Source organism: Streptomyces erythrochromogenes (assembly GCF_036170895.1).
GTDB classification, from domain to species: domain Bacteria; phylum Actinomycetota; class Actinomycetes; order Streptomycetales; family Streptomycetaceae; genus Streptomyces; species Streptomyces erythrochromogenes.
The window spans coordinates 5,428,066-5,442,303 of the sequence record NZ_CP108036.1 but is presented as its reverse complement, the minus strand read 5'-3'; the positions used below and the strand labels follow the sequence as shown (position 1 = coordinate 5,442,303).

Annotated in this window: 13 protein-coding genes, 2 tRNA genes and 1 pseudogene; 7 read left to right on the top strand and 9 right to left on the bottom strand. The window is 69.6% G+C overall.

Translation table 11 applies throughout. The features are described from left to right. Positions 1-222 precede the first annotated feature (222 nt). Complete coding sequence (locus OHA91_RS24835; RefSeq protein ID WP_266501240.1) at positions 223-2,844, bottom strand: valine--tRNA ligase; 2,622 nt, start codon at positions 2,842-2,844, stop codon at positions 223-225. Positions 2,845-2,971: 127 nt separating this feature from the next. On the opposite strand from OHA91_RS24835, the gene OHA91_RS24830 reads away from it, so the two are divergent. Continuing rightward, entirely contained in the window at positions 2,972-3,913 is a 942-nt protein-coding gene (locus OHA91_RS24830; protein WP_266501237.1) for a hypothetical protein, read from the top strand. Positions 3,914-4,047: 134 nt separating this feature from the next. Further along, positions 4,048-4,335 (top strand): hypothetical protein, encoded by a 288-nt coding sequence (locus OHA91_RS24825; protein ID WP_136234667.1) that lies wholly within the window; start codon positions 4,048-4,050, stop codon positions 4,333-4,335. Positions 4,336-4,401: 66 nt separating this feature from the next. On the opposite strand, the gene clpX is transcribed toward OHA91_RS24825, so the two are convergent. From clpX to OHA91_RS24800, 5 genes are all read right to left on the bottom strand, one after another. Then, the gene (gene clpX / locus OHA91_RS24820; protein ID WP_030840753.1) at positions 4,402-5,688 is read right to left on the bottom strand and encodes an ATP-dependent Clp protease ATP-binding subunit ClpX; all 1,287 of its coding nucleotides are present in this window, start codon (positions 5,686-5,688) and stop codon (positions 4,402-4,404) included. 153 nt (positions 5,689-5,841) lie between these two features. Beyond that, the gene (locus OHA91_RS24815; protein ID WP_030649987.1) at positions 5,842-6,510 is read right to left on the bottom strand and encodes an ATP-dependent Clp protease proteolytic subunit; all 669 of its coding nucleotides are present in this window, start codon (positions 6,508-6,510) and stop codon (positions 5,842-5,844) included. Positions 6,511-6,565: 55 nt separating this feature from the next. Next, positions 6,566-7,183, bottom strand: coding sequence for an ATP-dependent Clp protease proteolytic subunit (locus OHA91_RS24810; RefSeq protein ID WP_030649990.1), 618 nt, complete (start codon positions 7,181-7,183; stop codon positions 6,566-6,568). A gap of 298 nt (positions 7,184-7,481) precedes the next feature. After that, a complete protein-coding gene (gene tig, locus OHA91_RS24805; protein WP_031145623.1) occupies positions 7,482-8,876 on the bottom strand; it encodes a trigger factor in 1,395 nt (464 codons plus the stop codon). 152 nt (positions 8,877-9,028) lie between these two features. Beyond that, positions 9,029-9,105, bottom strand: a tRNA-Pro gene (locus OHA91_RS24800). Between the two features lie 168 nt (positions 9,106-9,273). Between OHA91_RS24800 and OHA91_RS24795 the strand changes: the two genes are divergently transcribed. The 4 genes from OHA91_RS24795 to OHA91_RS24780 all read left to right on the top strand — a co-directional run bounded on the left by OHA91_RS24795 (position 9,274) and on the right by OHA91_RS24780 (position 11,004). After that, positions 9,274-9,344, top strand: a tRNA-Gly gene (locus OHA91_RS24795). A 78-nt stretch (positions 9,345-9,422) separates the two neighbouring features. Next, on the top strand, positions 9,423-9,551 hold the full coding sequence (locus OHA91_RS24790) for a hypothetical protein (RefSeq protein ID WP_266501173.1): 129 nt from the start codon (positions 9,423-9,425) through the stop codon (positions 9,549-9,551). Positions 9,552-9,880: 329 nt separating this feature from the next. Then, positions 9,881-10,441 carry a hypothetical protein gene (locus OHA91_RS24785; protein ID WP_031145621.1) on the top strand — a complete coding sequence of 187 codons (561 nt, stop codon included), beginning with the start codon at positions 9,881-9,883 and terminating at the stop codon, positions 10,439-10,441. A gap of 170 nt (positions 10,442-10,611) precedes the next feature. Next, entirely contained in the window at positions 10,612-11,004 is a 393-nt protein-coding gene (locus OHA91_RS24780; protein WP_266501169.1) for a DUF6578 domain-containing protein, read from the top strand. Between the two features lie 298 nt (positions 11,005-11,302). Here OHA91_RS24780 and OHA91_RS24770 read toward each other — a convergent pair whose 3' ends face one another. From OHA91_RS24770 to OHA91_RS24760, 3 genes are all read right to left on the bottom strand, one after another. After that, entirely contained in the window at positions 11,303-11,497 is a 195-nt protein-coding gene (locus OHA91_RS24770; protein WP_030026959.1) for a membrane protein, read from the bottom strand. Positions 11,498-11,652: 155 nt separating this feature from the next. Then, entirely contained in the window at positions 11,653-12,108 is a 456-nt protein-coding gene (locus OHA91_RS24765) for an HD domain-containing protein (protein ID WP_031145616.1), read from the bottom strand. Further along, positions 12,105-13,493: a pyridoxal phosphate-dependent decarboxylase family protein gene (locus OHA91_RS24760; protein ID WP_328740034.1), complete on the bottom strand. Its 1,389-nt coding sequence runs from the start codon at positions 13,491-13,493 to the stop codon at positions 12,105-12,107. The genes OHA91_RS24765 and OHA91_RS24760 overlap by 4 nt, the downstream gene beginning before the upstream one ends. Positions 13,494-13,663: 170 nt before the next feature. Here OHA91_RS24760 and OHA91_RS24755 point away from each other — a divergent pair. Then, positions 13,664-14,122: pseudogene (locus tag OHA91_RS24755) on the top strand (ATP-binding protein); the annotation flags it as partial. Positions 14,123-14,238 lie beyond the last annotated feature (116 nt).

Here is a 14,238-nt window from a genome sequence, read left to right as displayed (position 1 = left end):
GCGTATGGGCCGCCGTCGCGGCGCCCGGTTCCCTGCTGCGGACAACTCCCCCACTGGCTGGTGCCGCTGGCGGCGTACGCCGTGGTGGCGGGGCTGGTCGTGGCACGGTTCGGCGACCGCCTGCTGTGACCCCGCGCCGAGCCGCGCAGCGTCGCGGCGCACGGCGAAGGCCCCCGCACCGTCGTCCGGTGCAGGGGCCTCCTCTCGCTCGTCCAACGGCTGCTAGGCCGCCGGCAGGGCTGCCAGCTGGGCCTGGATCCGGGCGATGTCCGCCTCGGCCTTGGCCAGCCGGCCCTTGATCTTGTCCACGACGTTGTCGGGGGCCTTGGCCAGGAAGGCCTCGTTCCCGAGCTTCGCCTCGGCCTGCTGCTTCTCCTTCTCGGCGGCGCCGAGGTCCTTGGTGAGGCGCTTGCGCTCGGCGTCCACGTCGATGGTGCCCGACAGGTCGAGCGCGACCGTGGCGCCGGCGACCGGGAGGGTCGCGGTGGCGCTGAAGGACTCGCCCTCGGGCTGCAGCCGCAGCACCTGGCGGATGGCGGCCTCGTGGGCGGCCAGCACGGTGCCGGTCAGGTCCAGGCGGGCCGGGACCTTCTGCTTGTCGTCGAGGCCCTGCTCCTTGCGGAAGCGGCGGACCTCCTTGGTGAGCGTCTGGATGCTCCCGATCTCGGCCTCGGCGGCGTCGTCGCGGAAGCCGCTGTCCTTCGGCCAGTCGGCGACGACCAGCGACTCGCGCCCGGTGAGGGTGGTCCACAGGGTCTCGGTGACGAACGGGACCACCGGGTGCAGCAGGCGCAGCATGACGTCGAGGACCTCGCCGAGGACCCGCGCGGAGACCTTGGCCTGCTCGCCGCCCGCGAAGAAGGTCGTCTTCGACAGCTCGACGTACCAGTCGAAGACCTCGTCCCACGCGAAGTGGTAGAGCGCCTCGCTGAGCTTCGAGAACTGGAAGTCCTCGTAGTACGCGTCGACCTGCGCGATCGTCTTGTTCAGGCGGGAGAGGATCCAGCGGTCCGTGGCCGACAGCTGCTCGACCGGCGGCAGCTCGCCCTCGATCGTGGCGCCGTTCATCAGCGCGAAGCGCGTGGCGTTCCAGATCTTGTTGGCGAACTTGCTGGACGCCTGGACCCAGTCCTCGCCGATCGGGACGTCGGTGCCGGGGTTGGCGCCCTTGGCCAGGGTGAACCGGACTGCGTCGGAGCCGTACTTGTCCATCCAGTCGAGCGGGTCGACGACGTTGCCCGCGGACTTCGACATCTTCTTGCCGCGCTCGTCGCGGACCAGGCCGGTCAGCGCGATCGTCTTGAACGGCGCCTGGCCGTCCATGGCGTACAGGCCGAACATCATCATCCGGGCGACCCAGAAGAAGATGATGTCGTGGCCGGTGAGCAGGACGTCGGTGGAGTAGAACTTCTCCAGGTCCGGGGTCTTCTCCGGCCAGCCGAGCGTGGAGAACGGCCACAGGCCGGAGGAGAACCAGGTGTCCAGGACGTCGGTGTCCTGGGTCCAGCCCTCGCCCGTCGGCGCCTCGTCGTCGGGTCCGACGCAGAGGACCTCGCCGGCCGGGCCGTACCAGATCGGGATGCGGTGGCCCCACCAGAGCTGGCGCGAGATGCACCAGTCGTTGAGGTTGTCGACCCAGTCGAAGTAGCGCTTCTCCATCTCCACCGGGTGGATCGCGACCCGGCCGTCGCGGACCGCGTCACCGGCGTTCTTGGCGAGGGTCTCGACCTTGACCCACCACTGGAGGGACAGGCGCGGCTCGACGGTGGTGCTGCAGCGCGAACAGTGTCCGACGGAGTGCAGGTACGGGCGCTTCTCCGCGACGATGCGGCCCTGCTCGCGCAGCGCGCCGACGACCGCGGATCGGGCCTCGTAGCGGTCCAGGCCGAGGAAGGGACCGTGGACGGTGATGACACCGCGCTCGTCCATGATCGTCATGTTGGGCAGGTTGTGGCGCTGCCCGATGGCGAAGTCGTTCGGGTCGTGGGCGGGCGTCACCTTGACGCAGCCGGTGCCGAACTCGGGGTCGACGTGCGTGTCCGCGACGACCGGGATGGTGCGGTCGGTCAGCGGCAGCTTGATCTGCTTGCCGACGAGGTGCTTGTAGCGCTCGTCGTCCGGGTGGACGGCGACGGCGGTGTCACCGAGCATCGTCTCGGCGCGGGTGGTGGCGACGACGAGGGTGTCCTCGCCCTCCCCGTACTGGATGGAGACGAGCTCGCCCGCGTCCTCCTGGTACTCCACCTCGATGTCGGAGATGGCCGTCAGACAGCGGGGGCACCAGTTGATGATGCGCTCGGCGCGGTAGATCAGGCCGTCGTCGTAGAGCTTCTTGAAGATGGTCTGGACGGCCTTGGACAGGCCTTCGTCCATGGTGAAGCGCTCGCGGGACCAGTCGACGCCGTCGCCGAGGCGGCGCATCTGGCCGAGGATCTTGCCGCCGTACTCTTCCTTCCACTGCCAGACGCGCTCGACGAACGCCTCGCGGCCCAGGTCGTGGCGGGACTTGCCCTCCTCGGCGAGCTGCTGCTCGACCTTGTTCTGGGTGGCGATGCCGGCGTGGTCCATGCCGGGCAGCCACAGCGACTCGTGACCCTGCATCCGCTTGCGACGGGTCAGGGCGTCCATGAGCGTGTGCTGGAAGGCGTGCCCCAGGTGCAGGGAGCCGGTGACGTTCGGCGGCGGGATGACGATGGTGTACGGGGGCTTCTCGCTCGCGGGATCGGCCGTGAAGTACCCACGCTCTACCCAGCGCTCGTAGAGCTTCCCCTCTACATCGGCCGGCGTGTAGGCGGTCGGCAGTTCGGAGTGGGGGCTGCTGGGTGTCTGCGTGTTCTCGGTCACGGGGCTCAGTTTAGGGCCGTAACAGTCCAGTCATGAAACCGGTTGGGGAGGGGCCCGGCGCCCTGCCGGGCTTCGGCTTCAGACAGGATGTGAGGAACGTATAAGCAACCTCAGAGGGGGACGCGGGATGAGCTACAACCAGCCGGGGCCTTACGGACAGCAGCCTCAGCAGCCGGGACCGTACGGGCAGCAGCCCCCGCCGCCGCCCGGCCCGTACGGCCAGGCCGCGCAGCCGGGCCCGTACGGCCAGCCCGCGCCCCCGCAGCCGGGCTACGGCTATCCGCAGCAGCCGGGCGTCCCCCCTCAGGGCTACCCCCAGCAGCCGCCTACCCCGCCCTACGGCCACCCGCAGCAGGCCCCGTACGGCGGCCAGCCCCCGAAGAAGTCCAAGACCGGCGTGATCATCGCCGCGGTCGTCGCGGTGGCTGTCATCGCAGGCGGCGGCTGGTACCTCCTAGGCGGCGGCGCCGGGTCGGTGGGCTCCGACACCAAGGGCTACAAGCTCGCCTACCCCGCCTCGCTCGACAGCTACCAGAAGGCGCCGGACACCACCGGCGCTCCCTCGACGGACACCCCGGTCACCGGCGAGGGGAAGACCAAAGCCGAGGCGCTCGGCGTGCAGAACGCGCACAACGCGACCGCCAAGTACCAGATCGGCACGGACGGCAAGGGCAAGCAGCTCGCGGCCAACGGCCTGTGGGGCGACATTGCCGACCCGGAGAAGGCGGTCGACGGCTACTACGCCGGCATCGGCCAGAACAACAAGGAGACCGAGAAGCTCGGCTTCAAGTACGAACTGGTCGGCACCCCGAAAGAATTCACTCCGGACGGGTTCAAGGGCGCCGTGATGAAGTGCGCCAACATCAAGATGATCAGCACCAAGCCCACCACGGGCAAGACGCCCAAGGACATGGAAATCCCCTCGTGCGCCTGGGGAGACCACTCGACCCTGGTCGGCATCAACGCCGCCGATCCCGCCGCCCTCGTACTCGGCGGCAGCAGCGGCACCCTCGACGAGGTGGCGGCACTGGCGGCGAAGCTCTACAACACCAGCCGCACCAAGGCCTGACCCGACGGCGTCACCGCCGGGCGGCGCATGCGAATGACGGTCGGCGAAAAGCGAGTTGGCCCCTTAAATGATCTTGTGATCCAATCACGCCTGACCGGACACTCCTGCTCATCCCTGGAGAAACCATGGCAAGCGTGAAGACCAAGCGTTTCGTCGCATCCCTGCTCCTGACGGCGGCCGCCGTCGCCGTCCCGGTGGCCGCCGCCGCGCCCGCTTCTGCGGCGGGACGCGACTGCATGAACACGGCCAAGGCCCTGGGCTACATCGCCGGCCCCAAGGTCGCCGGCGCCTGCGGCTTCCCGGCCATCGAAGCCACCTTCTCCAAGCCGTGGAAGAGCCCCAACGACGGGTGCATGAAGCACCTGGAGAGGGCCGGCATCAGCAACTGGAACCACCGCTTCGGTATTTGCCTCCAGGCCTGACGCTCAGCCGCCTTACGCAGAAGGGGCGCCCCGTTCGGGGCGCCCCTTCTGCGTACTGCCGTGCGGCTAGGCCGACTTCTCGTGCGGGCCCTGGTCCTTCGGGACGATGCGCGGGACCAGCGTCGGGTTGACGTTGGAGCGGACCACGTCCGCGGTGATGACCACGCGGGCCACGTCCTTGCGGGACGGGACCTCGTACATCACCGACATCAGGACCTCCTCCATGATGGCGCGCAGGCCGCGCGCGCCCGTCTGGCGGAGGATCGCCTGGTCCGCGATGGCCTCCAGCGCCTCGCGCTCGAAGTCCAGCTCGACACCGTCGAGTTCGAACAGCCGCTGGTACTGCTTCACCAGCGCGTTGCGCGGCTCGATGAGGATCTGGAGCAGGGCCTCGCGGTCCAGGTTGTGGACCGAGGTGATGACGGGGAGACGGCCGATGAACTCGGGGATCATCCCGAACTTCACCAGGTCCTCCGGCATGACCTCCTGGAACTGGTCGCTGGCCTCGATCTCGCGCTTGGAGCGGATCGTCGCCCCGAAACCGATGCCCTTGGCGCCCGCGCGCGACTCGATGATCTTCTCCAGGCCGGCGAAGGCGCCGCCCACGATGAAGAGCACGTTCGTCGTGTCGATCTGGATGAACTCCTGGTGCGGGTGCTTGCGGCCGCCCTGCGGGGGCACCGACGCCGTCGTGCCCTCCAGGATCTTCAGCAGGGCCTGCTGCACGCCCTCGCCGCTCACGTCGCGCGTGATCGACGGGTTCTCGCTCTTGCGGGCGACCTTGTCGATCTCGTCGATGTAGATGATCCCGGTCTCGGCCTTCTTGACGTCGTAGTCGGCGGCCTGGATCAGCTTCAGCAGGATGTTCTCGACGTCCTCGCCGACGTACCCGGCCTCCGTCAGCGCCGTCGCGTCGGCGATGGCGAACGGGACGTTCAGCATGCGGGCCAGGGTCTGCGCGAGGAGCGTCTTGCCGGAGCCCGTGGGGCCCAGCAGCAGGATGTTGGACTTCGCGAGCTCGATCGCGTCCTCGCGGCCCTGCGCGCCGCCGTTCTCGCCGGCCTGGACCCGCTTGTAGTGGTTGTAGACCGCTACGGAGAGCGCCTTCTTCGCCGGCTCCTGGCCGACGACGTAGCTCTCCAGGAACTCGTAGATCTCACGGGGCTTGGGGAGTTCCTCCCACCGGACCTCGGAGGTCTCCGCGAGCTCCTCTTCGATGATCTCGTTGCAGAGGTCGATGCACTCGTCGCAGATGTACACACCGGGTCCTGCGATGAGCTTCTTCACCTGCTTCTGGCTCTTTCCGCAGAACGAGCACTTGAGCAGATCGCCGCCGTCACCGATGCGTGCCACGAGGTGCTTCCCCTTCGCCTGGGAGACGCCTGGTTCAGCGCTCCTGGTGCCTCATATCCGACGGTACCTTGCCGGGGGCCCCGTGCGGGGCCCCCTTGACGTGGTTCACATCGCCGAATCCGGTGGTGTGCCCGCGCCAACTGGCGGCAAGGGTCAGAGCTTGTTGCTCTTGCGGGTGGAGATGATCTGGTCGATCAGGCCGTACGCGAGGGCGTCCTCGGCCGTCAGGATCTTGTCGCGCTCGATGTCGTCGCGGATCTTCTCGATCGGCGTCGTCGAGTGCTTGGCCAGCATGGTCTCCAGCTGGTCGCGCATGCGCAGGATCTCGTTGGCCGCGATCTCGAGGTCCGAGAGCTGCTCACGGCCGGTGCCGCCGGAGGGCTGGTGGATCAGCACGCGGGCGTTCGGCAGGGCCATGCGCTTGCCGGGCGTGCCGGCGGCGAGCAGGACCGCGGCGGCGGAGGCCGCCTGGCCCATGCAGACCGTCTGGATGTCCGGCTTCACGAACTGCATCGTGTCGTAGATCGCCGTCAGCGCGGTGAAGGAGCCGCCGGGGCTGTTGATGTAGATCGAGATGTCGCGGTCCGGGTCCATCGACTCCAGGCACAGCAGCTGCGCCATGACGTCGTTGGCCGAGGCGTCGTCGATCTGCACGCCGAGGAAGATCACGCGCTCCTCGAAGAGCTTCGCGTACGGGTCGTACTCGCGCACGCCCTGCGAGGTGCGCTCCACGAAGCGCGGGATGACGTAGCGGTTGTCCACCTGCGGGCCGGAGTAGAGGCCGCTCGCGGAGAAATTGTTCTGCATCTGGGTGTTCACCATCCTGGTGGCGTTCTGCGGGCTGTCGGCTGCTGGGTACTGACGGTGGTTACCGGGATCAGGCCCCGGTGCCGCCGCCGCCCGGAACGTTGGACGCGGCCGAGATGATCTCGTCGATGAGGCCGTACTCCTTGGCCTCCTCGGAGGTGAACCAGCGGTCGCGGTCGCCGTCGCGGATGATCGCCTCGACGGTCTGGCCCGAGTGGAACGCGGTGATCTCGGCCATCCGCTGCTTGGTGCGCAGCAGGTACTGGGCCTGGATCTTGATGTCCGACGCGGTGCCGCCGATGCCGGCGGAGCCCTGGTGCATCAGGATGTCGGTGTTCGGCAGGGCGAAGCGCTTGCCCTTGGCGCCACCGGTGAGCAGGAACTGTCCCATCGAGGCCGCCATGCCCATGCCGATGGTCACGACGTCGTTGGGGATGTACTGCATGGTGTCGTAGACGGCCATGCCGGCCGTCACCGAGCCACCGGGGCTGTTGATGTAGAGGTAGATGTCCTTCTCCGGCTCGGCGGCCAGGAGCAGGAGCTGCGCGGTGATCTTGTTGGCGATGTCGTCGTCGACCTGCTGGCCGAGGAAGATGATGCGCTCGCCGAGCAGCCGGTTGTAGACATGGTCGCCGAGGCCGCCACCGATGGACGGCTCACCCGCGGCGTAAGGCTTCAGATTCGTCACGTATCCACCTGCTCGTCTCCGACGGCCATGTGCCGTCTCAGCGTCTCGTTCTGGGGCGCGGTCCAGCCGGAGCGGACGGGTCCGCCGACGCCCGGGTAATCACGTGCCCTCGTATTCATGGACCCTAACGCGCAGGTCGGACAACGCCATCCCGCTTCCCGAACTGTTCGCTCGGAGCGCAAGCTCCGGAAGCCCTGCGGAGGCCTGGCCGCGGCCTTGCTGCGGCTGTGCAGAAGGGCCCGGACGCGGCTGCGTCCGGGCCCTTCGGGGCACTGCTCAGCGGGCTTCGCCCGGGGTGTTACTTGGCCTCGTCGGCCTTGACCTCGTCGTCGCCGTCAACGGCGGCCTCGACGGTCTCGGCGGCCGTCTCGACCTCGTCCTCGTCGTCGGAGAGGTCCACGACGTCACCGTTGGTGTCGACGACCTTGGCGGCCTCGACGACGACCGCGAGGGCCTTGCCGCGGGCGACCTCGCCGACCAGCATCGGGACCTGGCCACCCTCGACGACGGCCTGGGCGAACTGGTCGGGGGACATGCCGGAGGACTGGGCACGGCGCATGAGGTGCTCGGTGAGCTCCTCCTGGTTGACGCCCAGCTTCTCCTTGTTGACCAGGGCGTCCAGGACGAACTGGGTCTTGATGCCCTTGATCGCCTGGTCCTTGGTCTCGGCGTCGAACTCCTCGACCGTCTTGCCCTGGAACTCCAGGTACTTCGCCAGGTCCAGGCCCATCTGGCCGAGCTGGTGGTGCTCCAGGTTGTGCTTGCGGGTGTTGACCTCGTCCTCGAGCAGCTTCTCGGGGATCGGCACCTCGACGAGCTCCAGCAGCTTCTCCAGGACGCGCTCCTGGGCCTGCGTGGCCTGGTCGTACTGCTTCATGTTCTCGAGGCGCTTGCGGCTGTCCGCCTTGAGGTCCTCGAGGGTGTCGAACTCGCTCGCCATCTGGGCGAACTCGTCGTCCAGCTCCGGGAGCTCCTTGGCGGAGACCTTGGTGACCTTGACGGTGACCTCGGCGTCCTTGCCCTCGGCGGAGCCGCCCTTCAGCTGCGAGGTGAAGGTGGCCTCGCCACCGGCCTCCAGGCCCGTGACGGCCTCGTCGATGCCCTCGAGCAGCTCGCCCGAGCCGATCGTGTAGGAGACGTCGGAGGCGACGCCGTCGGGCAGCACCTCGCCGTCGACCTTGGCCTCGAGGTCGAGGGTGACGACGTCACCCTCGGCGGCGGCGCGCTCGACGTCCTTGGTGGACGCGAAGCGGCCCCGCAGCTGCTCGACGGACTTCTCGACGTCCTCGTCGGAGACCTCGATGGCGTCGACCTCGACCTCGATGCCGGAGTAGTCCGGGATCTCGATCTCGGGACGCACGTCGACCTCGGCGGTGAAGGCCAGCAGCTCGCCGTCCTTCAGCTCGGTGATGTCGACCTCGGGCTGGCCCAGCGGGTTCAGGTCGGCCTCGTTGACGGCCTCGGTGTAGAACTTCGGGAGGGCGTCGTTGACGGCCTCCTCCAGCACCGCACCGCGGCCGAAGCGCTGGTCGATGACGCGGGCCGGGATCTTGCCCTTGCGGAAGCCCTTCACCGTGACCTGCTGGTTGATCTTCTTGTACGCCGCGTCGAGGCTGTCCTTGAGCTCCTCGAAGGGCACCTCAACAGTGAGCCGAACCCGCGTCGGGTTCAGGGTCTCAACGGCGCTCTTCACGGTTCGGTCTCCTTGTGGCTGACTGCTGGGGGATCTGCCGTCTCGCTGCGATTCAGCGGTTCAGCGGACTTCGGCCCGGTACATCAGACACACGGGCACGCAGCTTGCATAGTAGCCGCAAGCGGCAATCAGCCCACAACGCGATCTTGCGGTGGTCGGGGTGGCCGGATTCGAACCGACGACCTTCCGCTCCCAAAGCGGACGCGCTACCAAGCTGCGCCACACCCCGTCGGTGCGACACGTAGGGTACATGCCCGGAGACCCTCTGATGCGCGGTGTTTCCAGAGCCATTTCGGACAGGCCGCGGCGCGGGCACGGAATGTGGTGTGCGATCCGCCGGAACGACCCGCTAGGATGCTGTCCGTGCCAGGGTCCCCGGACCTGCGGCGCACGCAATGCGGGCGTAGCTCAATGGTAGAGCCCTAGTCTTCCAAACTAGCTACGCGGGTTCGATTCCCGTCGCCCGCTCTGAGTACTGAAGGGCCAGGTCAGAGGACATCTCCTCCACCTGGCCCTTGGTCGTTCCCGGGGCCGAATCGGTCCGGCGTGCCCGTTCCCCTCCCCCGTGCCCTCTCGCGCGCCCCGGACGAGCTCGCCCAGCGCGTCGGCGATCAAGCGGTCCCGGTCGGCGCCGGCGTGCTGGTGGATCAGCGCGGCGCGGGAGCGGTGCTGTGACCCGTCCTCGCCACGCCTTGTGTCACAGGCGCTCGGCGGCGCCTTGATCTCGCTGCCCGTTGCCCGGCTCGGCGACTGACGGCGGACGCGAACAGTCCCGCTCTCCGGGGCGACGTCCCGCCGGTACAGCCCGATCAGCTCAGTCGACGGCGGACGGGATGGGAGCCGGTGAGTGGTCGGTGGGCCGGCAGGCAGACTCAGGCCGTCCTGCGGGTACTGATCCGCAGCGCCGCTCTCCGCTCCCGGGTGTTCTCTGCGACCGTCGCGGGATGCCGGGCGTGGCGGCGTGGCACCGACATACTCGAAGCGGCCAGAGAGGGTGGTTCAGAATGAGCAGCACGGTGGTTCCGTTGGTGATCGCCTTCCTGGGTATCGTCGGCACGCTTGTGTCAGGACTCCTGACGCAGCGGCTCGCCGAGAAGGCCAAGTCCAAGGAGTTGGACCGCTCCGAGCGGCAGCGCACCGAGGAGCGGCAGTACGAGACGAAGCGGGCGATGGTGGAGGCCGTTCGGGACTGCTACGTCATGCTGAACACCGCTTCCCTGGACTACCACTCTGAGCTGAACAACTTCTGGTACGCGCTCAGGTCCGGCCGAGCCACAGATGACCTGAGGTCGCGGCTGGACGACGCCCGGCGCGAGCACCGTGCGCGGTACTCCGAGGCGCAGATGCGGGCCTCGGATGACGTGCTTGCCATTGCTGATGACGTCCATCGCAGGCTCAGCCGGATATACGGGGTCCTCAAGCGTCTCGATGGCGGATTCCCGCCACGCCGGGAAGGTGAGTCCCTGGAGCAGGCGCACACTCAGATCGTGGAGCTTTGGGATCAGCTCAGCGAGATGCGCCGCATCATGCGCCAGAGCATTGGCGTCCCCGCAGACATGGCCTGACCCTTCGCCCAAGCGCCTTCTTGGTGAACCGTACCCCTCGCATGCCCGATCGCATGAGGAAGCACGGGGAGCAGTGGGCGATCACGGCGTGGCGGCATGCCGATGCGGTGGGCCGGTGAGCACGGGAAAAGGCCTGGTGGGGGTCGGTTGGGGTGGCGGAGAATGGCCGTATGACGCTGACGGTTTGGGTTGACGACTGGCAGATGCAGTGCTGCGGAGAGGACTTCGCGCCGGGGGACGTCGTTTCGTGGCAGCTCCTGGAGGCCGATCCGGAGGAGTACGCCGATGTCGTCGGCGGGGATCTGGCGGCCGGGATCGACTTCCACGAGGAGCACCACGGTGAGGGCGAGGGGGCTCCCACGGCTCTGGAAGTGCTGACGATCAACGAGGTGCACTGCCGGTTCGAGGTGCCTGCGGGGAGTGCGGAGCGCGTGCAGCACCCCGTCCCCGGTTCGGCCGTGCTGGTTCCGGTCGAGGAGGCCGACGGGTGGGCGCAGGAGCGGCCGGGCGTCCGGTTCGCCGGCTATCTGGTGACCGCCCGGCGTGTCTCGGAGGAGCCGTGACGCTGCGGGCGGCCGTCGCGGTGGACCCGCTGGTGGGACGAACTGGCCGAGCCCGTGTCCGCGGACATGCGGCGCGAGGACGGGCACCGCACCTTCAGGCTCCTGCGAACTCGCCGTCCGCGGGCCCTGGCGCGGGCAGGGCGTCGCCCGGCGTCCGCACGCGGCCCTGCTCGGCGGTGTCGAGGCCGAGCGGGTGCTGCTGAACGTCCACCCGGACGGCGCGGCGGCTGCGGCCGCCTCCCGGAGGATCGGCCGGGCTCGTCCGTGGGAGGGTCCGGAGCTCTATGACGTCATGCTGCTAGAGCTTGATGTTCGCGATCATCGTCGCGAGGGAGTTGAGGAAACGGTTCACGTCGTCCGCGATCGAGCTGGACGCCAGGAAGAAGCCGAAGAGGGCGGCGACGATGGCGGGGCCCGTCTTGATGTGGTTGCCGCGGATCAGCACCACCAGGATGACCCCCAACAGAACCACCACTGACAGCGAAATGGCCACTTCTGATCACACCTTCGGTCGTCCCCTGGTCGGCCGGGGGCGCACGGCCGAGAATGCCCCCACATGGACCATCCTCCCACCAACGGGCCGGAGTCATACGCCCCGTGACGAAAGGCCCCTGTTCTGTTTTCGCCAACCCCCTTGGGCGAGGGGGCTCAGGGGGTGGTGAGGCCCAGCAGGGACCGGACATACGCATACTTCGCGGACAGCCGTTCGCGGGTGGGGCCGTCCAGTACGGAGAGGCGTGCGGGGTCGGCGTTGTGCGCGAGGTCGGCCTCCTTGACGAGGAGGGCGCCCGGGGTGGCCAGAATGCGGGCCGCGTAACGCTCGACCGGCTCGCCGGGGCGCTTGGTGACGGCGAGGACCATGTCCTTGACGGACTGCGGGAGAGCGGCGGAATCCAGCCAGGTGAGGCTGAGCGCCTCGTCCTCGATCGCGTCGTGCAGCCAGGCAGCCGCCTGCTGTTCGGCGCTGCCGCCGCGCACGCGCACGCCTTCGGCGACGGCCGCGAGGTGCTCTGCATACGGCCTGCCGGCCTTGTCGGTCTGGCCCTCGTGCGCACCGCGCGCCAGGGCCTCGACCTCCAGGAGGGTCAGGCAACTGCTCGTCATGCGATCTCCCTCGCTGCCGTGCGCAGGGCCCGGGCGGCCCTGCGGACATCTGCCTGCGTCGTACGCCAGTTGGAGAACGCGGCACGCAGCCCGGCGGTTCCCCCGTGGACGGTCGGGGTGACGAACACCTCGGCGGACACCGCCTCGCGCAGGGCGGTCAGCCGGGCCGGTTCGGGGTCGTCGGCGAGGGTGAAGCAGACGACGTTGAGGCGGACCGGGGCGAGGAGGGTGAAGGCGGGGTCCTCCTCCAGGGCGGCGCCGAGGGCCCTGGCGCCGGCGATGTTGCGCTCGACGATCTCGCGGTGGCCCTGGCGGCCGTAGGCGCGCAGCGTGAACCAGGCGGCGAGGGCGCGCAGCCGGTGGGAGTTCTCCGGGGTGAGGTGGACGAGGTCGGGGTGTTCGCCGAGGGGGCCGAGGTAGGCGGCGGCGTTCTGGAAGACGCGGGCCTGCAAGTCGCGCCGGCGGGTGAACTGGACGGCGCTGTCGTAGGGGACGTTGAGCCACTTGTGCAGGTCGACGCAGACGGAGTCGGAGGCGTCGAGGCCTGCGGCGAGGTGGGCGTGGTCCGGGGAGAGCGCGGCGAAGGCGCCGAAGGCGGCGTCGGTGTGCAGCCAGAAGTCGCGGCGCGGGCGGAGGGCGGCGATGGCGGGGAGGTCGTCGAAGTCGACGGTGTTGACGGTGCCCGCGTTGGCGACGACCACCGCCGGGCCGGGGGTGTCGGCCAGCGCCCGGTCGAGGGCGGCGGGGTCGACGGCCTCGCGGCCGGGCAGGGTCGGGACGCGTACGAGGGAACTGCGGCCGAGGCCGAGGAAGGAGAGGGCCTTGGCGATGGAGGAGTGCGGGGCGCCGGAGAGGACGCGGACCGGGCCGAGGGCGGCGGCGCCCTCCTCGGCCGGGGACACGCCGAGGCGCTCGCCCAGCCATTCGCGGGCGATGGCGAGTCCGGTGGTGTTGGACATGGTGGCGCCGGAGACGAAGGTGCCGGTGTGGTCGTCGGAGAGGCCGAAGAGCTCGCGCAGCCAGCCCACGGTCTCGCGTTCGAGGTCCTGGCCGGCGCCGTCCATCGAGGAGTTGGAGTTCTGGTCGTGGGCGGCGGTGAGCCAGTCCCCGGCGAGCGCCGCGGGGGTGGCCCCGCCGGTGACGAAGCCGAGGTAGCGGGGGCCGGCGGAGGCCGACAGCCGCGGCTCCCAGCGTTCGCGGAACGCGGCGAGGGCGCTCTGCGTGCCGCGGCCTTGCTCCGGGAGCGGTTCGGGGTCCCGCGGCTTCGGGGCGGGCGGTACGACGGCGCGCTCGTCCAGGGTGGCGAGCGCTTCGGCGGCGGCGCGGCGGGTGGCGTCGAGCAGGTCGGGGAGCCGGGCGAGGTCGGCGGCGAGCGTACGGTCCATGGGGGCACGGTAGGCCCCGCGCCCGCCCGCGGGGGCGTGCCAATCCCGGGTGAGTGGCCCGGCCGCACCACCCGGACCACCCGCACCACTCGCACCACCCGGACCACCCCGCACCACCAGGACCACCCGCACCGCCGGCACCGCCCGCACCGCCATCCCCGATCCGGCCCGGCGACTTCCAGGACCTGGCGGCCTGGCGCCAGGGGGTGTTCGAGGTACTGGACCTCGCGGCGCGGCGGCATCCGGGGGTGGTGCTGGTGCCGATGACCGTCACCGAGCCGGCCTACTTCGCGCAGACCGTGGGCCGGCTGCGGGAACGCGGCCACGACGTACGGCATTTCGCGCTGCTGGCGGAACGGGAGACGGTGCTGCGGCGGCTGCGCGATCGGGGTCTGGGGCGGGGGCTCAAGTGGGAGAGCTTCGCGGTGGCCCGGCTCGACGGGTGTCTGGAGGCGCTCCGCGCGCCCGAGTTCGCCCAGCACCTGGCCACGGACCGGCTGACCGTGTCCCAGGTGGCCGACCGGGTGGCCGGCTGCGCCGGGCTGGACCTGGCTCCGGACGCCGACGGTCCGCTCCTGGGCCGGATCCGGCGGGCGCTGGTCGGCGTACGGCACATCCGGTTCGACTGAGGTCAGGCGGCCGCGTGCGCGGGAGTCCGGCGGGCGGCGCTGAGTGCGGTCATGCGGGGGGGGCGGTCGCGGCGGTGCTGCGCGGGAGGCGGTCCGCGATCAGGCCGCCGGAGGGT

Bases quoted from the DNA above. Each gene is read 5' to 3' on its own strand.
- OHA91_RS24830 (WP_266501237.1), top strand. From the start codon at position 2,972: ATGAGCTACAACCAGCCGGGGCCTTACGGACAGCAGCCTCAGCAGCCG.
- OHA91_RS24815 (WP_030649987.1), bottom strand. From the start codon at position 6,510: ATGGTGAACACCCAGATGCAGAACAATTTCTCCGCGAGCGGCCTCTAC.
- OHA91_RS24785 (WP_031145621.1), top strand. From the start codon at position 9,881: ATGAGCAGCACGGTGGTTCCGTTGGTGATCGCCTTCCTGGGTATCGTC.
- OHA91_RS24780 (WP_266501169.1), top strand. From the start codon at position 10,612: ATGACGCTGACGGTTTGGGTTGACGACTGGCAGATGCAGTGCTGCGGA.
- OHA91_RS24765 (WP_031145616.1), bottom strand. From the start codon at position 12,108: ATGACGAGCAGTTGCCTGACCCTCCTGGAGGTCGAGGCCCTGGCGCGC.
- OHA91_RS24760 (WP_328740034.1), bottom strand. From the start codon at position 13,493: ATGGACCGTACGCTCGCCGCCGACCTCGCCCGGCTCCCCGACCTGCTC.